20 protein-coding genes are annotated in these 24,189 nt (G+C 72.8%); 14 read left to right on the top strand and 6 right to left on the bottom strand.

Features of this window, described 5'->3' with window-relative positions:
• Nucleotides 1–99 precede the first annotated feature (99 nt).
• Entirely contained in the window at nucleotides 100–1,299 is a 1,200-nt protein-coding gene (locus ACGFZS_RS03870; protein ID WP_393793768.1) for a bifunctional adenosylcobinamide kinase/adenosylcobinamide-phosphate guanylyltransferase, read from the top strand.
• An 83-nt stretch (nucleotides 1,300–1,382) separates the two neighbouring features.
• Here ACGFZS_RS03870 and ACGFZS_RS03865 read toward each other — a convergent pair whose 3' ends face one another.
• The gene (locus ACGFZS_RS03865) at nucleotides 1,383–2,357 is read right to left on the bottom strand and encodes a class I SAM-dependent methyltransferase (RefSeq protein WP_365680224.1); all 975 of its coding nucleotides are present in this window, start codon (nucleotides 2,355–2,357) and stop codon (nucleotides 1,383–1,385) included.
• A 153-nt stretch (nucleotides 2,358–2,510) separates the two neighbouring features.
• On the opposite strand from ACGFZS_RS03865, the gene cobT reads away from it, so the two are divergent.
• From cobT to ACGFZS_RS03850, 3 genes are all read left to right on the top strand, one after another.
• Nucleotides 2,511–3,590 (top strand): nicotinate-nucleotide--dimethylbenzimidazole phosphoribosyltransferase, encoded by a 1,080-nt coding sequence (cobT, locus tag ACGFZS_RS03860; RefSeq protein ID WP_393793767.1) that lies wholly within the window; start codon nucleotides 2,511–2,513, stop codon nucleotides 3,588–3,590.
• 238 nt (nucleotides 3,591–3,828) lie between these two features.
• A complete protein-coding gene (locus ACGFZS_RS03855; RefSeq protein ID WP_393793766.1) occupies nucleotides 3,829–5,610 on the top strand; it encodes a phosphatidylglycerol lysyltransferase domain-containing protein in 1,782 nt (593 codons plus the stop codon).
• A 49-nt stretch (nucleotides 5,611–5,659) separates the two neighbouring features.
• Nucleotides 5,660–6,397 carry a hypothetical protein gene (locus tag ACGFZS_RS03850; protein WP_393793765.1) on the top strand — a complete coding sequence of 246 codons (738 nt, stop codon included), beginning with the start codon at nucleotides 5,660–5,662 and terminating at the stop codon, nucleotides 6,395–6,397.
• On the opposite strand, the gene ACGFZS_RS03845 is transcribed toward ACGFZS_RS03850, so the two are convergent.
• Entirely contained in the window at nucleotides 6,334–7,101 is a 768-nt protein-coding gene (locus ACGFZS_RS03845; RefSeq protein WP_393793764.1) for a hypothetical protein, read from the bottom strand. The genes ACGFZS_RS03850 and ACGFZS_RS03845 overlap by 64 nt on opposite strands.
• 129 nt (nucleotides 7,102–7,230) lie before the next feature.
• Between ACGFZS_RS03845 and ACGFZS_RS03840 the strand changes: the two genes are divergently transcribed.
• On the top strand, nucleotides 7,231–8,025 hold the full coding sequence (locus ACGFZS_RS03840; protein ID WP_393793763.1) for an adenosylcobinamide-GDP ribazoletransferase: 795 nt from the start codon (nucleotides 7,231–7,233) through the stop codon (nucleotides 8,023–8,025).
• Between the two features lie 54 nt (nucleotides 8,026–8,079).
• On the opposite strand, the gene ACGFZS_RS03835 is transcribed toward ACGFZS_RS03840, so the two are convergent.
• A complete protein-coding gene (locus ACGFZS_RS03835) occupies nucleotides 8,080–8,862 on the bottom strand; it encodes an endo alpha-1,4 polygalactosaminidase (protein ID WP_393793762.1) in 783 nt (260 codons plus the stop codon).
• A 393-nt stretch (nucleotides 8,863–9,255) separates the two neighbouring features.
• On the opposite strand from ACGFZS_RS03835, the gene ACGFZS_RS03830 reads away from it, so the two are divergent.
• The 7 genes from ACGFZS_RS03830 to ACGFZS_RS03800 all read left to right on the top strand — a co-directional run bounded on the left by ACGFZS_RS03830 (nucleotide 9,256) and on the right by ACGFZS_RS03800 (nucleotide 20,061).
• The gene (locus tag ACGFZS_RS03830) at nucleotides 9,256–10,806 is read left to right on the top strand and encodes a leucyl aminopeptidase (protein ID WP_393793761.1); all 1,551 of its coding nucleotides are present in this window, start codon (nucleotides 9,256–9,258) and stop codon (nucleotides 10,804–10,806) included.
• A 302-nt stretch (nucleotides 10,807–11,108) separates the two neighbouring features.
• Complete coding sequence (lpdA, locus tag ACGFZS_RS03825; protein ID WP_365680207.1) at nucleotides 11,109–12,497, top strand: dihydrolipoyl dehydrogenase; 1,389 nt, start codon at nucleotides 11,109–11,111, stop codon at nucleotides 12,495–12,497.
• A 68-nt stretch (nucleotides 12,498–12,565) separates the two neighbouring features.
• Nucleotides 12,566–14,362 carry a 2-oxoglutarate dehydrogenase, E2 component, dihydrolipoamide succinyltransferase gene (gene sucB / locus ACGFZS_RS03820; protein ID WP_393793760.1) on the top strand — a complete coding sequence of 599 codons (1,797 nt, stop codon included), beginning with the start codon at nucleotides 12,566–12,568 and terminating at the stop codon, nucleotides 14,360–14,362.
• Nucleotides 14,363–14,521: 159 nt separating this feature from the next.
• Entirely contained in the window at nucleotides 14,522–15,145 is a 624-nt protein-coding gene (locus ACGFZS_RS03815) for a GntR family transcriptional regulator (RefSeq protein ID WP_359225980.1), read from the top strand.
• Nucleotides 15,146–15,624: 479 nt separating this feature from the next.
• The gene (gene aceE, locus ACGFZS_RS03810) at nucleotides 15,625–18,327 is read left to right on the top strand and encodes a pyruvate dehydrogenase (acetyl-transferring), homodimeric type (protein WP_393793759.1); all 2,703 of its coding nucleotides are present in this window, start codon (nucleotides 15,625–15,627) and stop codon (nucleotides 18,325–18,327) included.
• 169 nt (nucleotides 18,328–18,496) lie between these two features.
• A complete protein-coding gene (locus ACGFZS_RS03805) occupies nucleotides 18,497–19,486 on the top strand; it encodes a helix-turn-helix transcriptional regulator (RefSeq protein WP_393793758.1) in 990 nt (329 codons plus the stop codon).
• 56 nt (nucleotides 19,487–19,542) lie between these two features.
• Nucleotides 19,543–20,061, top strand: coding sequence for a DUF4240 domain-containing protein (locus ACGFZS_RS03800; RefSeq protein ID WP_365681014.1), 519 nt, complete (start codon nucleotides 19,543–19,545; stop codon nucleotides 20,059–20,061).
• A 3-nt stretch (nucleotides 20,062–20,064) separates the two neighbouring features.
• On the opposite strand, the gene ACGFZS_RS03795 is transcribed toward ACGFZS_RS03800, so the two are convergent.
• The gene (locus ACGFZS_RS03795) at nucleotides 20,065–20,313 is read right to left on the bottom strand and encodes a hypothetical protein (protein WP_393793757.1); all 249 of its coding nucleotides are present in this window, start codon (nucleotides 20,311–20,313) and stop codon (nucleotides 20,065–20,067) included.
• A 72-nt stretch (nucleotides 20,314–20,385) separates the two neighbouring features.
• On the bottom strand, nucleotides 20,386–21,237 hold the full coding sequence (locus ACGFZS_RS03790; protein ID WP_393793756.1) for a peptidoglycan recognition protein: 852 nt from the start codon (nucleotides 21,235–21,237) through the stop codon (nucleotides 20,386–20,388).
• Between the two features lie 191 nt (nucleotides 21,238–21,428).
• Between ACGFZS_RS03790 and ACGFZS_RS03785 the strand changes: the two genes are divergently transcribed.
• Complete coding sequence (locus tag ACGFZS_RS03785) at nucleotides 21,429–22,613, top strand: MarP family serine protease (RefSeq protein WP_393793755.1); 1,185 nt, start codon at nucleotides 21,429–21,431, stop codon at nucleotides 22,611–22,613.
• Nucleotides 22,614–22,625: 12 nt separating this feature from the next.
• Here the strand turns inward: ACGFZS_RS03785 and ACGFZS_RS03780 are convergent, their stop codons facing one another.
• Nucleotides 22,626–23,114 carry a GNAT family N-acetyltransferase gene (locus ACGFZS_RS03780; protein ID WP_393793754.1) on the bottom strand — a complete coding sequence of 163 codons (489 nt, stop codon included), beginning with the start codon at nucleotides 23,112–23,114 and terminating at the stop codon, nucleotides 22,626–22,628.
• Nucleotides 23,115–23,188: 74 nt separating this feature from the next.
• On the opposite strand from ACGFZS_RS03780, the gene ACGFZS_RS03775 reads away from it, so the two are divergent.
• On the top strand, nucleotides 23,189–24,082 hold the full coding sequence (locus tag ACGFZS_RS03775; protein WP_393793753.1) for a TIGR01777 family oxidoreductase: 894 nt from the start codon (nucleotides 23,189–23,191) through the stop codon (nucleotides 24,080–24,082).
• The last annotated feature ends 107 nt before the right edge of the window (nucleotides 24,083–24,189 follow it).

The following is a 24,189-nucleotide window of genomic DNA, read 5'->3' as shown; positions in this document are numbered from 1 at the left end:
GCGGCGGAGCCGCATATCAATACAGCCCCCGCCCTTCGGGGCGCGTTGTTCGGGGCGTCCGCTGAAGCGAGAACCGTCGGTACGGGTGAAAATCATGGCGTGGAAGTGACTTTGCTCGGTACCGGTGCTCCTGAGGGGCTGCCTCGTCCTGGTTGTCCGTGTGCGGTGTGTGCCCGTGCCGTCGGGGCGGAGGCGCGGGCCGCGACCTCGGTGCTGGTGGACGGGACGCTGCTGCTGGATCTGACGCCGGGTGCGGCGTTCGCGGCGGCGCGGGCCGGGCGGTCGCTCGGCGCGGTGCGCCAGGCGCTGCTGTCGCATCCGCACGACGGGCCTGCCGTCGAGGTGCCGTCCGGGCTGCCGCAGCCGGTGCGGGTGCCGGACGGGCGGGAGCTGGCGCTGCTGACGGGGCATCGGGTGCGGGCGGTGGCGATGGACGCGGGCGGCACCGGGTACGCGGTGACCGGTCCCGACGGGCAGCGGCTGCTGTACCTGCCGCCGGGCGGGGCACCGGCCGGGCTGGAGAACGGGAGCGTGGACTCGTACGACCTGGTGCTCCTCGACGTCGTGGGGCGCCCGGACGCGCTGGCGCGGCTGCGGGCGGTGGGTGCGGTGGGGCCTGCCACGGATGTCGTCGCCGTGCATCTGGACCACGACGTGCCGCCCGGCGCGGAGTCCCGGCGGCGGCTGGCGGCGGCCGGGGCCCGGGCGGTGCCGGACGGGACGACGCTGACGGTCGGAGTGTACGAGGACGTGCCCGACGTACCGCGCCGGACGCTGGTGCTGGGCGGGGCGCGGTCCGGGAAGTCCGTGGAGGCCGAGCGGCGGCTGGAGTCCTTCCCGGACGTGCTGTACGTCGCCACGGGCGGGACACGCGGCGGGGACACCGAGTGGGCGGCGCGGGTGGCCCTGCACCGGGACCGGCGGCCGGGGTCCTGGCGTACGACGGAGACCTGCGAACTGGTGCCGCTGCTGGCGGAGGACGGGCCGCCGTTGCTGGTCGACTGTCTGTCGCTGTGGCTGACCGACGCGATGGACTCCGTCGGGGCGTGGGACGACACGGAGTGGGCGTCGGGCGGGGAGAAGGCGCTGCGGGAGCGGGTGCGGGAGCTGACGGACGCGGTACGGGCGACCCGGCGGACGCTGGTGGCCGTCTCCAACGAGGTCGGGTCGGGGATCGTCCCGGCGACGGCGTCGGGGCGGCGGTACCGGGACGAACTGGGGCGGCTGAACGCGGCGTTCGCGGGTGAGTGCGAGAGCGTGCTGCTGGTGGTGGCGGGGCAGGCGATGGTGCTGAGGTAGCCGTGCGGCCGCCCTCCGACGCCCTCTTTCAGCGCCCCTCGGTGTCCCTTCAAGGCCTCCCACGGCGTCCCTTCAAGACCCCTTCAGCGTCCCTTTCTCGCGATGATCCGGTAGGTGTTCGAGAAGCGGGTGCGGCGCAGGACGGGGGCCAGGGCGTGGTCAACGGCCGCCACGGTCGCCACCAGTGGGGCCTTCGCGCGCGGCCACCGCTTCGGCAGGAGCCGGCCGAACAGCAGGGCGACCGCGGCCGAGAGGTCGTACGGCAGGTGCGGGGCCCGGTGGTCGGTGGTCAGGATCTCGCAGCCCTGGGCCTCCAGTTCGGCCCGGAGGTTGGCGGGCGGCAGCAGGTGCAGCTGGCGCGGCTGGCCGTGCGGGAACCACCACTTGCCCAGCAGCCGGGCGAACGGGCTGCGCGGGTCGGGGGTCTCGACGAGCAGGAGGCCGCCGGGGCGCAGCGCGGTGAGGGCGGCGCGGAGTTCGGCCCGGGGGTCGGGGGCGTGTTCCAGGTGGTGGAACATGCTGACGACGTCGTAGCGGGCGCGCAGCCGGGTCAGGACCTCCGGGGTGGTCAGATGGCCGAGGTGGGCCTCCTCGACCCGGCCCGCCGCCTGGGCCCGCACGATGCGCAGGGTCGGATCGAGGCCGTCGAAGGCGGTGTAGGGCAGCAGTTGCTTCGCCGTGTGCGGGAAGTGGGCGTGGCCGGTGCCGATGTCCAGCCAGCTTTCCGGCTCCGGCAGCGCCCGCGTGGCGCGGACGGCGGCGCGGTGCCGGCGGCGGCCGGCTCGGGTGGTGTGGCCGCGTTCGGTGTAGTCCGCCAGCCGGCCCTCGTAGAAGTCCCGGTGGTAGAGGCCGAAGCCCTCCCAGGTCAGCCGGGGGTTCTGGAAGGTGTGCGCGCAGTCCCGGCACTCGTCGAGGACGAAGGTGCCCGGGCGGTGGTGGAGGAGGTCGGGGGTGCGCAGCCGGGTGCGCAGGCGTCTGGAGCCGCACCAGGGGCAGTCCTGGCGGCGCGGCTCGTGGAACCGGTCGGTGCCCGGGTGGAGTTCGGGTCTGGGCGGCATGGGCGGCTCCCTGTGCTCCCGGTACGCGTCCCTGTACGCAATCCACTGCAAACCGGAACGTATGGGATACCGATCTTGCCTGCCAAGACGCCGTGCGGGTGTGGTGGCGATCTGGCACCGAACCGTTGGTTCCGTGCCGGTACTGTTCGGCGAATGAGCTCGCTTAATCTCGACGACTTCACCGATCTGATCGAGCGCCCCGACGGCGGTGTACGCCGGGACGCCGAGGCGCGCCGGGAGCGGCTGGTCGTGCCGCCCGGGGCGCTGGGCCGCCTCGACGACCTGGGCGAGTGGCTGGCCGCCGCGCAGGGTTCCGTACCGGTACGGCCGGTGGAACGGCCGCGGGTCCTGCTCTTCGCCGGCGACCACGGCGTCGCCGAACTGGGCGTCTCCGCGCGGCCCGCGGGCAGTGCGGAGCTGCTGGTGCGGGCGGTCCTGGAGGGCGCCAGCCCGGTGGCGGTGCTCGCCCGGCGGCTCGGGGTGCCGGTGCGGATCGTGGACATGGCGCTGGACTGCGACCCGGACGCGCTGCCCGAGGAGGTCGTACGGCACCGGGTGCGGCGGGGCAGCGGCCGGATCGACATCGAGGACGCGCTGACGGCGGAGGAGGCCGAGGCGGCCTTCCGGGCGGGCGTCGGGCTGGCCGACGAGGAGGCCGACTCGGGGACGGACCTGGTGGTGCTCGGCGACATCAGCGTCGGCGGGACCACGGCGGCCTCCGTGCTGGTGGCCGCGTTGTGCGGGACGGACGCGTCCGTGGTGACCGGGCGGGGCGGGCTCGCCATCGACGACCTCGCGTGGATGCGGAAGTGTGCGGCGATCCGGGACGCGTTGCGGCGGGCGCGGCCGGTGCTCGGGGACCAGTTGCAGTTGCTGGCGGCGGTCGGCGGGGCCGACCTCACGGCGATGACCGGGTTCCTGCTGCAGGCCGCGGTGCGGAAGCTGCCGGTGGTGCTCGACGGGGTCGTGGTGGCCGCGTGCGCCCTTGTCGCCCAGCGGATCGCGTTCCGGGCACCCGACTGGTGGCTGGCCGGCCACGACAGCGGCGAGCCGGGCCAGGCGAAGGCGCTGGACCGGATGGCCCTGGAACCCCTCCTCCAACAGGGCGTGACCGTGGGCGAGGGCGCGGGCGCCCTGCTCGCCCTGCCCCTGGTCCAGGCCGCAGCGGCCCTGTCAGCAGACCTGCCCGAGAAGCCGGAAAAGCCCGAACCCGAGGAGAAGCCGGAGGAGTAGAGGCCGGCGGGACACGGAGACCGGCGCGTTACGGGGGCCAGTGGGTACGGCCGGGACGGCACCGCCGGGTTGCGCCGTCCCGGCTGATCGCCGCTGCGGCGGACAGAAGAGACCGGCGGGAGGGGGAGACCGGCGGAACAGGGAGACCGGGGAAGAGGGAGGCCGGTTGGTCGGGAAGTTGGCGTTGCTGGCCCGGGTGGCGTGGTTCGTCGGGAGGGCGCCCATATGATCGCTCTCCATGGGAGATGCCCGAATTGCCGTTGAGCGGTGTGATGGTCGTGAGCGGGGGCGGTGGGGCGTCGGGGTTTCGCAGCGGGCCGCCGGGTTTGCCGTGTGGTACTTGCGGGGCGTCGCGTTCGTCAACTTCCTCAGTGCGGTGTGGGTGTCGTTGGGGCAGGACGTGCGGCGGCACAACCAGGAGAACTTCTTCACGCCGTACCTGCTGACCGCCGGCTTCGCCTCCGGTGTGTTCACCGCGTTCCTCGCGATCACCATGCGGCGCCGCAAGCGGGCCGCGTGGATCCTGAACCTGGTGCTGAGCGGGCTCTTCCTCGCGCTGTTCGCGTTCGCCATGGCGTTCCCGGAGATCCGGCGGTATCCGCAGAACTGGATCTCGATCGTGCTGACGGCCGCCTTCGTGGCGGCGCTGCTCGTCGGGCGGCGGGAGTTCTACGCGAAGGGCGACCGGGCCAACCCGCGGCTCGCCGCGACCGTCGCCGTCGGCGGCGGAGTGGCCGCCTCGCTGCTCGCCGCCCTGCTCGTCACCGTCACCGACCAGGCCCCGCACGCCGCGCGTTCGACGTTCCTGGAGCGCTGGCACTACGGCACCCTGCGCCTGGTGTCGGTCGCCGCCGACCCCTCCCGGTTCCCGTACATCGCCCCGCCCACCTGGGTGAACGTCGTCATCAACGTGCTCAGCACGCTCCTCGTGCTCGCCGTCTTCTACGCCGCCTTCCGCTCCCGCCGCGCCGTCGACCCGCTCACCGAGGACGACGAGAAGCGGCTGCGGGCGCTGCTGGAGCGGCACGGGGAGCGGGACTCGCTCGGGTACTTCGCGCTGCGGCGGGAGAAGAGCGTGGTGTGGTCGCCGACCGGGAAGGCGGCGGTGGCCTATCGGGTGCTGGGCGGGGTCAGCCTCGCCTCCGGGGATCCGCTCGGGGATCCGGAGGCCTGGCCGGGCGCGATCGCGCCGTGGCTGGACGAGGCGCGGGCGCACGGGTGGATCCCGGCGGTGATGGGGGCGAGCGAGGAAGCCGGGACGGTGTACGCGCGGCACGGGCTGGACGCCCTGGAGCTCGGGGACGAGGCGATCGTGGAGGTCGCCGAGTTCACGCTGGAGGGACGGGCCATGCGGACCGTCCGGCAGGCCTACAACCGGGTGAAGCGGGCCGGGTACACGGTGCGGATCCGCCGGCACGAGGACATCCCGGCGGACGAGATGTCGTATCTGGTCCGGCGCGCCGACGACTGGCGGGACGGGGCCACCGAGCGCGGGTTCAGCATGGCGCTGGGCCGGCTCGGGGACGGCCGGGACGGGCAGTGCGTGATGCTGGAGTGCACGGACGGGGCGGGTGAGCTGCGGGCGCTGCTGTCCTTCGTGCCGTGGGGGCCGGGCGGGCTGTCGCTCGATCTGATGCGCCGGGACCGGGACTCCGACAACGGACTGATGGAGTTCATGGTCATCGAGCTGTTGCGGCGCGCCGGAGAGATCCGGATCACGCAGGTTTCGCTCAACTTCGCCATGTTCCGGTCGGTCTTCGAACGTGGTGCGCGTCTCGGCGCGGGGCCGGTGCTGCGGCTGTGGAGGTCCCTGCTGAGCTTCTTCTCCCGGTGGTGGCAGATCGAGTCCCTGTACCGGGCGAACGCCAAGTACCGGCCCATCTGGGAGCCCCGGTTCCTGCTCTTCGAGAAGAGCGCGGACCTGCCGCGCATCGGCCTGGCGTCGGCGCGCGCGGAGGGGTTCCTGGAGGTTCCGGGGCTGCCGGGGTGGGTGAACCGCAAGCACCTCGACACGCGATGAGGCACGCGGGGCAACCGGCCGCGCGACACGCACAGATGAGGACCGCCGTATGACACCGCTCGCCCGCTGGGCCCGCGCCGAGTGGGGGCTGCTGTACGCCACGGTGCGCGGCCCGCTGGCGAAGCGGCGGCTGCGGGCGGTGCCGATGACGGTGGCGGCGGTGTGTCTGACCGCGCTGCTGCAGTTCGCCCAGAACCGGCCGTGGGGTTTCCGGTTCGTGCAGGATCTCGGGGCGGTGCGCGCCGAGGACCCGCTCTGGCAGGCCCTGCTGCGCACTCCCCTGTCGCTGTTCGTGCCGGCGCTGGATCTGCCGGTGTGGGGCGCGCTGGCGCAGATCCTGGTGGTGTTCGGCATCGCCGAGGTGTGCCTGGGCTGGTGGCGGACGCTGGCCATCGCCTATGTGGCGACCCTCGCCGGGACGTTGTACGCCCGGTTCGGCATCGCGATCGGTCCGCACGGCCCGCTGGGCCTGCCGGCCTCGGACGCGCTGGTGGTGGACACCGGTCCGTCGGCCGCCGTGGTCGGTCTCGCGGTGTATCTGGGCTGGCGCTACGGCGCGTACACCACCGCCGGTGCGGTGGTGGCCGCGATGGTGGTCGAGGTCGCGGTGAAGGAGAACCTCGCCGGCAAGGAACACCTCGCGGCGATCGCGGGTGTGACGGCGCTGTGCGGGGCGTCGGTGGCGCTGCGACGGCTGCGGCACCGGCGGCGCCGCCGCGGGGGTCAGCGGCGGCCGGGCAGCCGGAGCGGCTCGGGGCGGTCGGGCTTGCCGCCGATCCAGTCCTGAAGGGTCCGGCTGAGCCGGGACCAGCGGCGGTCGTGGTGGTAGGCGCGCAGTCCGGCTCTGGCCCGGGCGCGCGGCCGGTCGTGGTAGAAGCGGCGGGACCAGGCGGAGCCGGGGCGGGCCAGCCGGACCGCGCCGACGATCCCGACCAGCGGGACGATCACGCCGAAGATCGCGGTGCGGGTCTTGCCCTTGCTCAGGGCGACGAGCGAGAAGAGGAAGTTCGCCCCGATGTTGGCGATGGCGGTGCCGCGGTCCTGGAGTTCGTCGGCGGACAGGTCGTTGACGCCGAACGGGGAGAACCCGGCGAGCAGCAGCCCGACCAGCGCGGCGGTGATGACGACGGCCTCGACGCTCTTGCGGCCGTCCTCGGTCCAGTAGACGTCGTTGAGATGCAGGATCAGCGCGAACTCGTCGAGGACGAGGCCGGCGCCGATCCCGAAGACGATCGCGGCGAGGGCCGCGCCGGGTCCGTGGCGGCCGCTGCCGACCGCGCCGAACCCGCCGACGACGATCAGGACGACCCCGGGGACCACGTGGTGGATGTGCAGCCCGCCCGCCTTCACATTGCCGAACGGGCCCCTTCCGGCGCGGATCAGCCGGGTGATGGTCCGGGTGATCACGAAGGTCAGGACGAAGGCGGTCAGGGCGAGCAGCAGGGGGAGTTTGCCCGGCTCGATGATGTTCCGCTCCAGCCAATGTCCCATGTGCGCACTTTATCCCCGGCGTGGTTCGGCCCGGAGTCCGGCCGAAGTCCGGCCGGAGGCACGGCCGGAAGCCCGGTCGGAAGCATGGCCGGGGCAAGCGTCTTCCTGACCACCGGGTAACCTGCGCCGGTGGCTGCGACGACACCTGCGACTCCCTGGCTTGACGGCCTCCGCTTCGCCTTCGGCACGCTCACCGTCTTCCCCGTGAAGGTCACCCGCTGGGACCGTGACGCGGCCCGCGGCGGCATGCTGTCCGCCCCGCTGGCCGGCCTCGCGGTCGGGCTCTGCGCGGGTGCGGCCGGCGCACTGCTGCTGCTGACCGGTGCGAGCGCGTTCGTGGCCGCGGTGGCCGCCGTCGCCGTACCGGCCGTGCTCACCCGGGGCCTGCACCTGGACGGCCTCGCCGACACGGCCGACGGCCTGGGCAGCGGCAAGCCCGCCGAGGACGCCCTGCGGATCATGAAGCAGTCGGACATCGGGCCGTTCGGCGTGATCACCCTGGTGTTCGTGCTGCTCGCCCAGGTGGCCGCGCTGGCCCAGGCGTACGGGGACGGGTGGCGGCGCGGGGTGCTCGCCGCCGTCGTCGCCGCGGTGGTGGCCCGGCTGGCGCTGACCCTGGCCGCCGTGGACGGGGTGCCCGCCGCCCGGCCCGAGGGGCTGGGGGCGGCGGTGGCCGGGGTGGTGCCGAAGGTGGGCGCGTCGGTGGTCACGATCGCCGTGATGGTGGCGGCGGCGGGTGCCGGGGCGCTGGTGGGTTCGGACTACAGCCTGCAGGCGCTGCTCGCGGTGGTGGGCGCGGAGATGGTGACCGACGGGCTGCTACGACACTGCAGGCGCCGCTTCGGCGGGGTGACCGGGGATGTCTTCGGGGCGCTCGCGGAGACGGCCGCGACGACCGCCCTGGTCGTCCTCTGCCTGTGGTGACCGGTGCCTGAGGTGACCGGTGCCTGAGGTGACCGGTGCCTGAGGTGACCGGTCTCAGCAGGTCTTGCGCCACACCCCCAGTTCGTACTTCTTCTCCAGCGAGCTGAGCCCCAACTTCCGTGACTGCACGCAGAACTTGCTCGTCGGCAGTTCGTACTCGACGTGGAAGACCGCCTTGTCCGCCTTGACGAAGGGCACCAGGTCCGCGCACTCGCCGTACTGGGCGCACTGCTCGTTCACCGCGAAGTCGAAGTCCCCCACCAACTGCGGTATCTGGTCCAGGTCGTTCTTCAGGCCCACCGCCATGCCCCGGTCGTGGGCGAGCCGCGCGATGAGCCGGTTGTAGCGGAGCTGGTCGGCGGCCTTGAGCGGGAAGCCGGTGCGGTTCTTGTAGCCGTCCATGTTGTCGGGCTCCACCGCGTCGAAACCCTTCTCCTTGCACATGTCGAGGCGGGCCGCCATCAACGGCTTCAGCACGTCGGTGCGGCGGATGTCGAGCCAGCGCTCGCCCTCCCAGCCGTTGCCGCGCCCCAGCACCGACTTGGGGAACTTCTTCGCGTCGGGGCGCCAGTCCTCGTAGGCGCCGGTGGAGAGGTAGCAGATGACCTTGCGGCCCGCGTCGTGCAGCTTGCCGACGGTCGCCTCGGACTGGTCGAAGCCGTCGATGTCGTAGACCGACGCCTTGACGGAGGTGTCGACACGGCCGCTGAGCTGCCACTGCCAGCTGACCCCGGGTCTCGGCTGCCAGCGTCCGGCGTCGTCCGAGGCCCGGGTGCAGCCGGCGAGCAGGGCAGGCAGGGCGAGCAGGGCCGGCAGGGATGCGGGGCGGGGTTTCACCGGTCGGACTCCAGAGTGTGCGGCAGGGTACCCCAGGGATGATCTCCCACCCCGGGGACCGCGCGGTACACCGAGGCCCCGCACCCCCGACTCCCGGAGCCCGGCGGTGACTTCGGCGAACGCCGCGCCGGGGCGCCCGCCGGATCCCGGCGAGTGTGTCCCACGCGCACCCTGGGGAGGGGCGGGAAATGGCGACGACGCCACCCCCAGGTGAACGACCGCAGGAATGAGCGAACGCATACACACGCGTAGGCTCGTCCCGGGTGTTCGCCGACAGGGTGAAGGCCCCGGTCGCAACGCGCCCCGCGAAGGCTTCTAGGGTCGCTTCCCGGGCCCGGTCGACCCACCCACTCGGCCACAGCAACTCAACATCGGAAGCGAGATTCCACCACCGTGACTGCTCTCACTCTCAGCACCTCAGCGGCGCCCGGCCTCCGGGCCGACGCGATCGTGATCGGTGTCGCCAAGGGCACAGGTTCCAAGTCCGGGGGCCTGCTCGTAGCGCCGGGCGCGGAGGCCGTGGACGAGGCCTACGACGGCAGGCTCGCCGACGTCCTGGAGACCCTCGGTGCCTCGGGTGCCGAGGGCGAACTGACGAAGCTGCCCTCCCCGGCCGGCTTCAAGGCCCCGCTCGTCATCGCGGTGGGCCTGGGCGCCGCGCCCGGCAAGGACGCCGAGTACACCGCCGAGGCGCTGCGCCGGGCGGCCGGTGTCGCCGCCCGCGCGCTGAACGGGGCGAAGAAGGCGGCCTTCGCGCTGCCCGTCGAGGACGCGGCCGCCGTGGGCGCGATCGGCGAGGGCGTGCTGCTCGGCGCGTACTCCTTCGACACGTACAAGGAGAACGGCCGGCAGGCCGCGGGCGCCGCCAAGGCCAAGACTGCCAAGGCGCCGCTCGCCGAGGCCACGCTGCTCGGCGGCAAGCCGCGGGACGCGGCCCACAAGGCGGCCGTGGCCCGCGCCACCGCCGTCTCTGAGGAGCTCAACCGCGCCCGTGACCTGATCAACACCCCGCCGAACGACCTCACGCCGGCCGCGTTCGCCGCGATCGTGCAGGGCGCGGGCAAGGAGCACGGCTTCAAGGTGCAGGTGCTCGACGACAAGGCGCTCGCCAAGGACGGCTACGGCGGCATCCTCGGCGTCGGCGGCGGCTCGGCCGCGACCCCGCGGCTGGTGAAGCTGTCGTACACGCACCCCGAGGCGGAGAAGCACCTCGCCTACGTCGGCAAGGGCATCACCTACGACTCGGGCGGCATCTCCCTCAAGCCGGCCGGCCACAACGAGACCATGAAGTGCGACATGAGCGGGGCGGCCGCGGTCTTCGCCGCCGTCGTCTCGGCGGCGCGGCTCGGTCTCCAGGTCAATGTGACCGGGTGGCTGGCGCTGGCCGAGAACATGCCGTCCGGGTCCGCCGTGCGGCCGGGTGACGTGCTGCGCATGTACAGCGGCAAGACGGTCGAGGTGCTGAACACGGACGCGGAGGGGCGGCTGGTCCTCGCCGACGCGCTGTGGGCGGCGTCGGCGGAGCAGCCGGACGCGATCGTGGACGTGGCGACGCTGACCGGGGCGATGATGCTGGCGCTGGGCAGCCGGACGTTCGGGGTCATGGCCAACGACGACGCGTTCCGCTCCACGGTGCACGAGGCGGCCGAGGAGGTCGGCGAGCCGGCCTGGCCGATGCCGCTGCCGGAGCACCTGCGCAAGGGGATGGAGTCCTCGACCGCCGACATCGCGAACATGGGCGAGCGGATGGGCGGCGGGCTGGTCGCGGGGCTCTTCCTGCGCGAGTTCGTGGGTGAGGGGATCACCTGGGCGCACCTCGACATCGCCGGTCCCGCCTTCAACGAGGGCGGGCCGTTCGGGTACACGCCGAAGGGCGGCACGGGGTCGGCGGTGCGGACGCTGGTGCGGCTGGCGGAGCTGACGGCCGAGGGTGACCTGGGCTGATGTCGCCGACGGGACCTCGCGCGCGGGTAGGGCGGGGTCCCGTCGCCCATTGACTCGGTCCATTCCGTCGTACGGCGGCTGCGGGCCGTGGGGGCTGATCGCGCAGTTCCTCGCGCCCCTGCGGGGCGCTGCGTGTGGTGTCTCACACCCCGGCCCCGCGTCTCGTTCACCTCCGACAAGTGCGAAGATGGGGCTCGGCAGGACAGGGCCCCACCCACAGGGCCGAAGAAGAGCGGCCGGACACCAGCCGCCGCCCGGTCGCTGGAGACCGGCGTACGGCGCACATGCATGGAGGACGTGACGTGGCGAACGACGCCAGCACCGTTTTCGACCTAGTGATCCTCGGCGGTGGTAGTGGCGGTTACGCCGCGGCCCTGCGCGGGGCGCAGCTGGGCCTGGACGTCGCCCTGATCGAGAAGGACAAGGTCGGCGGTACCTGCCTGCACCGGGGTTGCATCCCCACCAAGGCCCTGCTGCACGCGGGCGAGATCGCCGACCAGGCCCGCGAGAGCGAGCAGTTCGGCGTCAAGGCCACGTTCGAGGGCATCGACGTCCCCGCCGTCCACAAGTACAAGGACGGTGTCATCTCCGGCCTGTACAAGGGCCTGCAGGGTCTGATCGCCTCGCGCAAGGTGACGTACATCGAGGGGACGGGGCGGCTGTCCTCCCCCACCTCCGTGGATGTCAACGGCCAGCGGATCCAGGGGCGCCACGTGCTCCTCGCCACCGGCTCCGTGCCGAAGTCGCTGCCGGGCCTGGAGATCGACGGCAACCGCGTCATCTCCTCCGACCACGCCCTCGTCCTGGACCGCGTGCCGAAGTCCGCGATCATCCTGGGCGGCGGTGTCATCGGCGTCGAGTTCGCCTCCGCGTGGAAGTCCTTCGGTGCCGACGTCACCGTCGTCGAGGGCCTCAAGCACCTCGTCCCGGTCGAGGACGAGAACTCCTCCAAGCTTCTTGAGCGCGCGTTCCGCAAGCGCGGCATCAAGTTCAACCTGGGCACCTTCTTCTCGAAGGCCGAGTACACCGCCGACGGCGTCAAGGTCACCCTCGCCGACGGCAAGGAGTTCGAGGCCGAGGTCCTGCTCGTCGCCGTCGGCCGCGGCCCCGTCTCCGCCGGTCTCGGCTACGAGGAGCAGGGTGTCGCCATGGACCGCGGCTACGTCCTGGTCGACGAGTACATGCGGACCAACGTCCCGACCATCTCCGCCGTCGGCGACCTGGTCCCGACCCTCCAGCTCGCGCACGTCGGCTTCGCCGAGGGCATCCTGGTGGCGGAGCGCCTGGCCGGTCTGAAGGCCGTCCCGATCGACTACGACGGCGTGCCGCGGGTGACGTACTGCCACCCCGAGGTCGCCTCCGTCGGCATCACCGAGGCCAAGGCCAAGGAGATCTACGGTGCGGACAAGGTCGTCGCGCTGAAGTACAACCTGGCGGGCAACGGCAAGAGCAAGATCCTGAACACCTCCGGCGAGATCAAGCTCGTCCAGGTGAAGGACGGTGCCGTGGTCGGCGTCCACATGGTCGGCGACCGCATGGGCGAGCAGGTCGGCGAGGCCCAGCTGATCTACAACTGGGAAGCGCTGCCCGCCGAGGTCGCCCAGCTCATCCACGCCCACCCGACGCAGAACGAGGCGCTCGGCGAGGCCCACCTGGCCCTGGCCGGCAAGCCCCTGCACTCGCACGACTGACCCTCGGTCGACACAAGCGACTCCGCTTGAACACAGACTTCCGCAATTCGTAAGGAGCAACCGAAACCATGGCGGTTTCCGTAACCCTTCCGGCGCTCGGCGAGAGCGTCACCGAGGGCACTGTCACCCGCTGGCTGAAGGCCGAGGGCGAGCGCGTCGAGGCCGACGAGCCGCTGCTCGAGGTGTCGACCGACAAGGTCGACACCGAGATCCCGGCCCCCGCCTCGGGCATCCTGGCCTCGATCAAGGTCGCCGAGGACGAGACGGTCGAGGTCGGCGCCGAGCTGGCCATCATCGACGACGGCACCGGCGCCCCCGTGGCCGCTCCGGCCCCGGCCGCCGAGCCCGTGGCCGCGCCGGCCCCGGCCGCCCCGGCCCCCGCGCCGGTCGCCGAGGCCCCCGCTGCCCCGGCCCCGGCCCCCGTCGCCGCTGCCCCCGCCGCTCCGGCCGGTGGCGCGTCCGGTACGGACGTGGTCCTGCCCGCGCTCGGTGAGTCCGTCACCGAGGGCACCGTCACCCGCTGGCTGAAGCAGGTCGGCGACGAGGTCGGCGAGGACGAGCCCCTGCTCGAGGTCTCCACCGACAAGGTCGACACCGAGATCCCGGCGCCGGTCGCCGGTGTCCTGCTGGAGATCGTGGTCGGCGAGGACGAGACCGCCGAGGTCGGCGCCAAGCTCGCCGTCATCGGCGCCCCGGGTGCCGCTCCGGCGGCTGCCCCGGCCCCGGCCGCTCCGGCCCCGGCGCCCGTCGCCGCTGCCCCGGTCGCGCCCGCCCCGGCGGCTCCGGCCCCCGCGCCCGCCGCCCCGGCCCCGGCTCCCGCCCCGGTCGCCGCCGCTCCGGCTCCGGCCGCCCCGGCCCCGGCCCCCGCGCCGGTGGCCGCCGCCCCCGTCACCCCGGCTCCGGCTCCGGCCGCTCCGGTCGACGAGGGTGCCTACGTCACCCCGCTGGTCCGCAAGCTCGCCGCCGAGAACGGCGTCGACCTGGGCGCCGTCAAGGGCACCGGCGTCGGCGGCCGGATCCGCAAGCAGGACGTGCTCGCCGCCGCCGAGGCCGCGAAGGCCGCCGCCGCCGCTCCGGCCCCCGTGGCCGCCGCCGCTCCGGCCGCCGCCGCTGCCAGGAAGGCCCCGGCGCTGGAGGTCTCCCCGCTCCGCGGCCAGACCGTCAAGATGCCCCGCATCCGCAAGGTCATCGGCGACAACATGGTCAAGGCGCTGCACGAGCAGGCGCAGCTGTCCTCGGTGGTCGAGGTGGACGTGACCCGCCTGATGCGCCTGCGCGCCCAGGCCAAGGACTCGTTCGCGGCCCGCGAGGGCGTCAAGCTCTCCCCGATGCCGTTCTTCGTGAAGGCGGCGGCCCAGGCGCTGAAGGCCCACCCGGCCGTCAACGCCCGGATCAACGTCGAAGAGGGCACGATCACCTACTTCGACACCGAGAACGTCGGTATCGCGGTGGACTCGGAGAAGGGCCTGATGACCCCGGTCATCAAGCACGCGGGCGACCTCAACATCGCCGGTATCGCCAAGGCCACGGCCGACCTGGCCGGCAAGGTCCGCGCCAACAAGATCACCCCGGACGAGCTGTCCGGCGCGACCTTCACCATCTCCAACACCGGCTCGCGCGGCGCGCTGTTCGACACGATCATCGTGCCGCCGAACCAGGTCGCGATCCTCGGCATCGGTGCCACGGTCAAGCGTCCGGCCGTCATCGAGACGGAGGAGGGCACGGTCATCGGCGTCCGCGACATGACGTACCTGACCCTGTCCTACGACCACCGCCTGGTGGACGGCGCCGACGCGGCCCGTTACCTGACGGCCGTCAAGGCGATCCTGGAGGCCGGCGAGTTCGAGGTCGAGCTCGGTCTGTAGGCCTCAGCAGGTCCCCCACGGTGCCCCGTCCGGAGTTCCTCCGGACGGGGCACCGTCGTGTAAGTCTCGTCTCACCTGCATGAAAGCGCCCCCGTGCGCCTCTCCCGAAAGGCGGTCCGGCCTTATTGTCTAAACGTCAAACGCCCTTAAGGAGCTCCCATGACCGCGCCCGTTGTCCACTCGCTGCGCGAACAGATCCGCGAGCACATCGTGGAGGGAATCGTCAGCGGGCGCTGGAAGCCGGGCGAGCGGATCGTGGAGCGGCGGATCGCCACGGAGCTGGAGGTCAGCCAGACGCCGGTGCGGGAGGCGCTGCGGGAGCTGGAGTCCCTCCGGCTGATCGAGTCCGCGCCGAACAAGGGCGTGCGGGTGCGGAACCTGACGGCGGCGGACCTCGAGGAGAGCTACCCGGTGCGGGCCGGTCTGGAGGCGATCGCGGCGGAGCTGGCGGCGGAGCGGCTGGCGGAGGACTGCTCGGCCCTCGAACCGCACGTGGCGGCGCTCTACGAGGCCGACCGCAACGCCGACGGCACGGGCCAGGTCCGCCACACGGTCGGCTTCCACCGCGAGCTGGTCCGGGCGGCCGGCAACTCGGTCCTCCTGCACACCTGGGAGGGCCTGGGCATCGAGGTCTTCACCGCCCTCTCCATCCGCTGGCTGGGAACGGTCCAGCAGTCGTACGCCGAAGAACACCAGGAACTGGTCGCCGCCTTCCAGCGCCGCGACCCGCGCATCGCCGACATCGTCAAGTCCCACGTCCTGGGCTGCGCCCCGAGGCCGTGAGCCCACGGGGCCCCGGCAGGCCCGGCACCGCCGAAAACCGCCGTCCCAACTGATCGCCGTCGCGGCGGAAAAACAAGGGCGCGCGGGGAGAAGAGCCGACCCGAACAGCGCCCCGTAGGGGCGCGGGGCTGTATCTGATATGCGGCTCCGCCGCGTGGGCGCGACCAGCCAGGACGGCGCGGCACCAAACCGACAGCCCGCGCCCCTCCCACACAAGAGCGCTCCCCCGCTCACACGCCGTCCCACCTGCGAAAACCCCTCTCCGGAGCGTCACCCGGTGCCATCGCCGAAGGCACCCCGTGCCGACTTTCTCGGAATCGAGAAGTTTTGCCCTTGAACCCTTTGATCGATCATCGATCAGGGAGTTAGAGTCGCCGACGGGCTCGCACCCGGGCCCTCTGCCCTGTCCTGCCAAAGACCAAGGGCACCCCGAACCCTTACCGATGAGGGAACCCCCTTCGACTGAGGAAGGCGGCGACATGACCGACCCCCAGGCCATCCAGCCGAGCGCGCTCGACCAGTTCCCCGACCGGGACCCGGAGGAGACCGCCGAATGGCAGGCCTCACTGGACGCCGTGGCCAGGGAGGCCGGGCCGCACCGCGCCGCGTACCTGATGCGCCGCACGCTGGAGCGCGCCGAGGCGGACGGCATCGCGCTGCCGAAGCTGCTGGAGACCGACTACGTCAACACCATCCCCACCGCCGCCGAGGCCGCCGTGCCCGGTGACGAGGAGATGGAGCGGAAGATCACCGCGTGGAACCGCTGGAACGCGGCCGCGATGGTCACCCGGGGCTCGAAACACGGCGTCGGCGGCCACATCGCCACCTTCGCCTCCGCCGCCTGGCTGTACGAGACCGGCTTCAACCACTTCTTCAAGGGCAAGGAGGCCGACGGGTCCGGCGACCAGCTCTACATCCAGGGCCACGCCTCCCCCGGCATCTACGCCCGCGCCTTCCTCGACGGCCGCCTCACCGAGGCGCACCTCGACAACTTCCGCCAGGAGGCCGGCGGCAACGGCCTCCCGTCGTACCCGCACCCCCGCCGCCTGCCCTGGCTGTGGGAGTTCCCGACGGTGAGCATGGGCCTCGGCCCGCTCTCGGCCATCTACCAGGCCCGCTTCAACCGCTACCTGACCGCCCGCGGCATCAAGGACGTCTCGCAGTCCCACGTCTGGGCGTTCCTCGGCGACGGCGAGATGGACGAGCCCGAGTCGACGGCGGCGCTCGCACTCGCCTCCCGTGAGGGCCTCGACAACCTCACCTTCGTCATCAACTGCAACCTGCAGCGCCTCGACGGCCCGGTCCGCGCCAACTTCAAGATCGTGCAGGAGCTGGAGGCCCAGTTCCGCGGTGCCGGCTGGAACGTCGTCAAGTCGCTGTGGGGCAGCGCCTGGGACGAGCTGTTCCAGCTCGACACCACCGGCGCGCTCGTACGCCGGCTGCGCGAGGTACCGGACGCGCAGGTGCAGACGTACCAGACCCGCGACGCCGCCTACATCCGCGCCGACTTCTTCGGCAAGGACCCGGCGCTCGTCGAGATGGCGAAGCTGCTGAGCGACGACAAGATCCTGGAGTGCTTCCACCTCTCCCGCGGTGGTCACGAGGCGCGCAAGGTGTACGCCGCCTACAAGGCCGCCGTCGAGTTCAAGGGCGCGCCGACCGTGATCCTGGCCCAGACGGTCAAGGGCCACACCCTGGGCGAGGGCTTCGCGTCGAAGAACGCCAACCACCAGATGAAGAAGCTGACGGTGGACGAGTTCAAGACGATGCGGGAGCTGCTGGAGCTGCCGATCCCGGACAGCGCCTTCGTCGACGGGGTCGTGCCCTACGGCCACCCCGGCGCCGACTCCCCCGAGGTGCGCTACCTCCAGGAGCGCCGCGCGGCCCTCGGCGGTCCCGCCCCGGCCCGCCGCACCCACGCCCTGGCGCCCCTGCCCGCCCCCGCCGACAAGGCCTTCGCCTCCTTCGACAAGGGCTCCGGCACGCAGAACGTGGCGACGACCATGGCCTTCGTCCGGCTCGTCAAGGACCTGGTCCGGGACAAGGAGACCGGGAAGCGCTGGGTGCCGATCGTCCCCGACGAGGCGCGCACCTTCGGCATGGAGAGCCTCTTCCCGTCGCTGGGCATCTACTCGCCCAAGGGGCAGACGTACGAGCCGGTCGACCGCGACCAGCTGATGTACTACAAGGAGGCCAAGAACGGCCAGATCCTCAACGAGGGGATCACCGAGGCCGGTTCGATGGCCGACTTCATCGCCGCGTCCAGCGCGTACGCGACGCACGGCGAGGCGATGATCCCGTTCTACATCTTCTACTCGATGTTCGGCTGGCAGCGCACGGCCGACCAGATGTGGCAGCTCGGCGACCAGCTCGGCCGCGGGTTCCTGGTGGGTGCGACGGCCGGCCGTACGACGCTGACCGGCGAGGGGCTCCAGCACGCGGACGGCCACTCCCCCGTCATCGCCGCGACCAACCCGGCGGCGCTGTCGTACGACCCGGCCTTCGCCTACGAGATCGCGACCATCGTCAAGGACGGTCTGCGCCGGATGTACGGCGAGCCGGCCCCCGGCGAGGACCCGAACGTCTTCTACTACCTGACCGTCTACAACGAGCCGCTCCCGCAGCCCGCGAAGCCGGCCGGGCTCGGTATCGACGAGGGCATCGTCAAGGGCCTGTACCGCTTCAACACGGCGGAGTCCGCGGGCGTCACCGTCCCGGCCAACGCCCCGCGCATCCAGCTGCTCGGCTCCGGTACGGCGATCCACTGGACGCTGAAGGCGCAGCGGCTGCTCGCCGAGGAGTGGGGCGTGGCGGCCGACGTCTGGTCGGCGACCTCCTGGACGGAGCTGCGCCGGGACGCGCTGGAGGCCGACGCGGCCCTGCTGCGCGGTGAGGAGCGGGTGCCGTACGTCCGTCAGGCGCTGCAGGGTGCCGAGGGCCCGGTGCTGGCCGTCTCCGACTACATGCGCCAGGTCCCGGACCAGATCGCGCAGTGGGTCGAGCAGGACTGGTCCTCGCTGGGCGCCGACGGCTTCGGTCTCTCCGACACCCGTGAGGCGGCCCGCCGCCACTTCGGTGTGGACGCGGAGTCGGTCGTCGTGGCGGCCCTGGCGCAGCTGGCCAGGCGCGGCGAGGTCAAGGCCACGGCGGTGAAGGAAGCCCGCGAGAAGTACGGGCTGTAGGAAACCGGCGTCATCACGACAGCGCGGTCCGGATCGCCGGGCCGCGCTGTCGTGGTCGTTCACCGCTTCTTTCTCTCCGCCGCGACGGCGCCCGGCCACGACGGCGGATTCCGGCGGTGCCGGACCGCTCGCGGGCCCGCTGTCAGTGCTCCCCGGCATCATGAGACGTATGCGCGCCGCCCGGCTCATCAAGATGGTGCTTCTCCTGCAGTCCCGGTCCGCCATGACCGCCGCCGAGCTGGCAGGTGAGCTGGAGGTGTCCGAGCGGACGGTGATGCGGGACGCGCAGGCGCTGTCGGAGGCGGGCGTTCCGGTGTACGCGGACCGGGGGCGCGGGGGCGGGTACCGGCTGGTCGGCGGGTACCGGACGCGGCTGACGGGGCTGGGCCGGAGCGAGGCCGAGGCGCTGTTCCTGAGCGGGCTGCCGGGCGCCCTGCGGGAGATGGGGCTGGAGGACGCGGCCAGCGCGGCCCGGCTGAAGGTGTCCGCCGCGCTGCTGCCGTCGTTGCGGGACGCTTCGCGGACGGCTTCCCAGCGCTTCCACCTGGACGCGCCGAACTGGTTCACCGAGCCGGAGACCCCGGCGCTGCTGCCCGACGTGGCCGACGCGGTGTGGGACGACCGGCGGGTCGTCGCGCGCTACCGGCGCGGGGAGTCGGAGGTGCGGCGGGAGCTGGAACCGTACGGGCTCGTGCTGAAGGCCGGGGTCTGGTACCTGTGCGCGCGGGTCGCGGAGAGCGACTCCTACCGGGTGTACCGGATCGACCGGTTCGCCTCCGTGGAGGCCGGCGAGGAACGGTTCGGGCGGGACGAGGAGTTCGACCTGCCGGGGTTCTGGAACCAGCGGGCGGAGCAGTTCGCGCACTCGCTCCTGCACGCCGAGGTGGTGGTGCGGCTGTCGGCGGTCGGCGTGCGCAGGCTGGCGTACGCCGTCGATCCGGTCGCCGCCCGGCAGGCGCTCGCGGGCGCCGGAGTCCCGGACGCGCGCGGGTGGGTGACGGTGACCCTGCCCGTGGAGAACGAGGAGGTCGCGCACGGCCAGCTGACCGCGCTCGGCCCGGAGGCCGAGGTGCTGGCGCCGCCCCGGCTGCGGGCGCGCTTCGCGGCCGACGCCACCCGGCTGGCGGAGCTCTACGCGCGGCAGGGCGACGGCGGATAACAATCCGCACCACTCCGCGTGCGGCCCCGGCGCCCAGGCACGATGCTTGACCCGTGATGGACGAGACGGAGTTCTGGGAGCTGGTCGACGCCACCCGTGAGGCCGCCGAGGGCGACCCGGAGGACCAGGCCGACCTGCTCGTGGAGCGGCTGCTCCAGCTGGAGCCGGACCTGGTGCTGGACTTCGCCCGTCACTTCGAGGCCCGCTACAACCGCGCCTACCGCTGGGACCTGTGGGGTGCCGCCTGGGTGCTGCTGGACGGCGCCAGCGACGACGCGTTCGACTTCTTCCGGTGCTGGCTGATCGGCCAGGGCCGGGACATCTACGAGGGGGCCGTGCACGATCCGGACACCCTGGCGGAGTTGCTGGACGACTTCGACGAGGAGATCGACGGCGACGGCGAGGAGCTGGGGTACGCGGCGGACGAGGCGTACGAGCAGCTCACCGGGACCGTGGCCCCGGACCTGGGCATCGCCCCCGCGCCCTCCGAACCGGAGGGCACCCCGGTCGACTTCGAGAACGAGCGGGCGCTCGCCGAGCGGTTCCCCCGGCTCTGGGACCGCTTCAAGGAGTGAGCGCTAGGCGGCTGTACGGCGGCGGGTGGCGTCCGACGGGATGTACGCCTGCGTCTGCTCGGCCTTGACCGCGTGGTGCATCGGCGCCGCGTTGGCCTGGTCCAGGGCGGACGCGGTGACCGCGGCCGGGCCGAGGACGACCGTCGCGACCGCGCAGACCACCGCCCAGGGTCCCCGGGACGACCTGACCCGGCCGGCCTTCTCCGTACCCTGCGTGGTCTCCGTACGGGCTCCGGTACGACTGCTGTTCATGATCCCCACCTCCAGTCGGCTGCTGATGTCCTTGACGGTAGGACGTGGGGATCTGAGCAGCCTGCGTGCCGCCTATGGCGTTCCTGTGGGCGCTTTCGCGGATGTTCCATGAGGGGTCGGGACCGCGGTCGCCGCGGGCACCCTGCCCTGCAGCCGGGCGGCCGCCTCCCTGATCTCGGGGAGGCGCTCGGTGAGGGCGGCGCCGGGGCAGTTGGTCCGGTAGCCGTCCTTGTGGGCGGCCACGGCGGGCAGGGCGACGGCGGTGCCCTCCTGGTAGCGGCTGAGGCCGTTGCTGGAGACCAGGCGGGCGCCGGCCCGCGGGTCGATGTCGGCGAGGCCGAGCTTCCAGGCGGTGAGGGCGGCGATCGCGTCGGTCATCGCGCGCGGCACGGGCACTCCGGCGGTGAAGGTGCCGAGCGCGGCGATGCCGGCGGTGCGGTGGTTGAAGCCCTGGGTGTGGGCGCCGGTGACGGCGCGCTCGACACCGCCCGCGCGGCCCTCGTAGATGGTGCCGCAGCGGTCGACGAGGAAGTTGTAGCCGATGTCGTCCCACGCGCGGTCGCCGGTCTGGCCGGTGTAGAGGCGGCGGATGATCTCGGGTGCCTGGGCGCAGGAGTAGCCGTTGGGCGAGTCGGTGTGGTGCACGAAGACGGCGACGACCTGGTCGTCGTAGCGCGGGGGCGGCTGGGTGCGGCGGACGGTGGCGTCGAGCCAGGCCGAGCGCGGCACGATGTGCGGCCGGGGCGCCCGGTAGCGGGTGGCGGGGCTGGCGGGCGCGGGGGCGGCCAGCCGGATCGCGGCGGGGTGGTCGGCGCCCTGGGCGCACAGCACCAGCGCGAGCGCCGCGGCGAGGCCGGGCAGGCAGCCGAGCAGCGTCAGGACGGTGAGCCGGGTGCGCCGCCCCGATCTTGGGAAGACACGCATGGCACTCACTCTCGGGTCGATCCACCGCGCCCGCGATGTGTGCTGTGCCACCTGGTGGAACCATCGTCCTGGTCCGGGGCGTTTCAGGAGGTACACGTACGCGTGGCCGGTTCCCGGGGGCCCCGCGCGCGTGAACTGATCACCGGGCCTGTCCCGGCCGTATGAGAGGGCACCGAGAGAAAGGCGGCTCCGTGGACCTGCTCGACCTGGCGCTGGTACTGGTGGTCCTCGTCTACGCGGCGTCCGGCTACCGGCGCGGGCTGGTGGCCGGCTGCGTCTCGCTGGCCGGGTTCGTCGGCGGTGCGGTGATCGGCGTGTGGGTGCTGCCGTGGGTGATGGAGCTGGTCACCCGTGGCACGGCGACGGCGACGGTGGTCGCGGTGCTGACCGTGCTGGTGCCCGCGGTGGTGGGGCACGAGCTGGCGGGGCGGCTGGCGCTGCGGCTGCGCCGGGAGCTGGACGAGGGTCCGCTGCGGGTGGCCGACGGGATAGGCGGGGCGTTCGCCAACTCGGTGGCGGTGCTGATCGTGGCCTGGGTGGCGGCGAGCGTCCTCGGTGCCTCCTCGTCGCCCGCGGTGACGACGGCGATCCGGGACTCGAAGCTGCTCGGCGCGGTGCAGAACACCATGCCGGACACCACTCCTGCCTGGTTCTCGCGGGCCACCTCGGCGCTGACCGAGGCGGGTTTCCCGCAGGTCTTCAACCCGTTCGAGAACGAGTCGACGGCCGAGGTCGCCAAGCCCTCGGGCGACAACGTCACGGCGGCCGCCACCAACGCGGCCAAGCGCAGCACGGTCAAGATCGAGGGTTCCTCCGGCACCCAGGGCCGCGAGGGCAGCGGGTTCGTGTACGCGCCGGAGCATGTGATGACCAACGCCCACGTGGTGGCCGGCATCTCCAACCCGAGCGTGCGGATCGGCGGGGTCGGGCCGGCGTACGACGCGGAGGTCGTCCTCTTCGACCCGGACCGGGACGTGGCGGTGCTGTACGTGCCGCAGCTGCGCGCGCCGGTGCTGCGCTTCGACACCACGGCGGCGCGCGGGAACTCCGCGGTGGTGGCCGGCTATCCGCAGGACGGCGACCTGAACCTGCAGGCGGCCACGGTGGCGAACAAGGTGCAGGCGACCGGCCAGAACATCTACAGCGACGCCACGGTGACCCGGGAGATCTACTCGATCCGCTCCACGGTCCGCCCCGGCAACTCCGGCGGCCCGCTGCTGACCACCGGCGGCAAGGTCTACGGCGTGGTGTTCGCCCGCTCCACCTCGGACAACGAGACGGGGTACGTGCTGACCGCCGACGAGGTGGCCACCGACGCTCAGCGCGGCGCGGACGCGACCCGGCCGGTGGACACGGGCGACCTGATCACGTCCTGACCGCCGCGGCCGTCACAGCGACCGGCCCATGATCACGTCGTCGACGTACGTGCCGTCCAGGAGGAACTCCTCCGGCAGCACGCCCTCGACGGCGAAGCCCTCCGACGCGTAGAGCCGGCGGGCCGGGGCGTTGTGGCCGAGGACGCCCAGCCTGATCCGGCGGGCGCCCCGGCGGCGGGCCTCGTCCATGACCGCGCGCAGCAGCGCCCGGGCGACCCCCCGGCCGCGAGCCTCCTCGGCGACGGCGAGGCCCTGGATCTGCCGGACGTGCGCGTTGGAGGCGACCTTGTAGGCGAGCCCGAGGCGCACATAGCCGACGATGCGCCGGTCGAGTTCGGCGACCAGGGTGTCCTCGGGGGCGTGCCGGTCACTGAAGAAGGGGTCGTACGGCGGCTGCGGCTCGGGCAGCACCGCGTGCAGGTACGACCAGGTGGCGCGGTCGAGGGCGGAGAGTTCCTCGTCGTCGTCGGGCAGGGCGGTGCGTATGTACGGCTCTGGCATGCGGATCACCCTAGGACGCCGGTGCCCCGGACCCCATCGGGTTTTCCGCCGTCCGCACCGGCATGCTGGGACGCATGGAACGTTCTCGTATCGCGGTGGCCGGTGCGTCCGGCCTCATCGGCAGCGCCCTGGTGCGGTCCCTGCGGGCGGACGGGCACGAGGTGGTGCGCCTGGTGCGGCGCGCCTCCCGGGGCATCGGGGAGGTCTGCTGGGACCCCGAGGGGCAGTACGTGGACGCGGCCGGGCTGATCGGCTGCGACGCGGTGGTGAACCTCGCCGGGGCCGGGGTCGGCGACCGGCGCTGGACGGCGGCGTACAAGCGCGAGATCCGGGACAGCCGGGTCCTCGGCACGGCCGCGCTCGCGGAGGCCGTGGCGGCCCTTCCGGAGCCGCCCCGGGTGTTCGTGAGCGGCAGCGCGATGGGCTTCTACGGCGACACCGGTGACCGGGCCGTGGACGAGGACGCGCCGCCCGGGGACGGCTTCCTGCCGTCGCTGTGCGTGGAGTGGGAGGAGGCGGCGGCCCCGGCGCAGGAGGCGGGCGTACGGACGGTGTTCACCCGCACGGGCCTGGTGGTCGCCCGCGGCGGCGGGGCCTGGGGCCGGCTGTTCCCGCTCTTCCGGGCGGGACTCGGCGGCCGGCTGGGCGACGGCGGCCAGTACTGGTCGTTCATCGCGCTGCACGACGAGGTGGCCGCGATCAGGTTCCTGATGGACAGCGAGGGCCTGTCCGGGCCCTTCAACCTCACCGCGCCGCAGCCCCTGACGAACCGTGAGATCACCGCGGCGATGGCCCGGGTGCTGCGCCGCCCGGCTCTCTTCCCGGTGCCCTCCCCCGTGCTGCGGGCCGCGCTGGGCGAGATGGCCGGGGACGTCCTGGGCAGTCAACGGGTGGTGCCGAAGCGGCTGCTGGAGTCGGGGTTCACGTTCGCGTTCCCGGGCATCGAGGACGCGATTCGTGCAGCCTGACGGCCCATGTGACCGTATGCGACCGGCGTGCGACCGTGCCCTGTTCATGCGCGACTGCCCTTGACCGATCACCGTCTTAACCTCGACCCGAACTCGGGTATCCCCGG

Source organism: Streptomyces sp. NPDC048288, assembly GCF_043201555.1.
In the GTDB taxonomy this organism is placed as follows: Bacteria; Actinomycetota; Actinomycetes; order Streptomycetales; family Streptomycetaceae; genus Streptomyces.
Note: the sequence above shows the minus strand (reverse complement) of the source record. Positions and strands in the feature narration are given on the sequence as shown.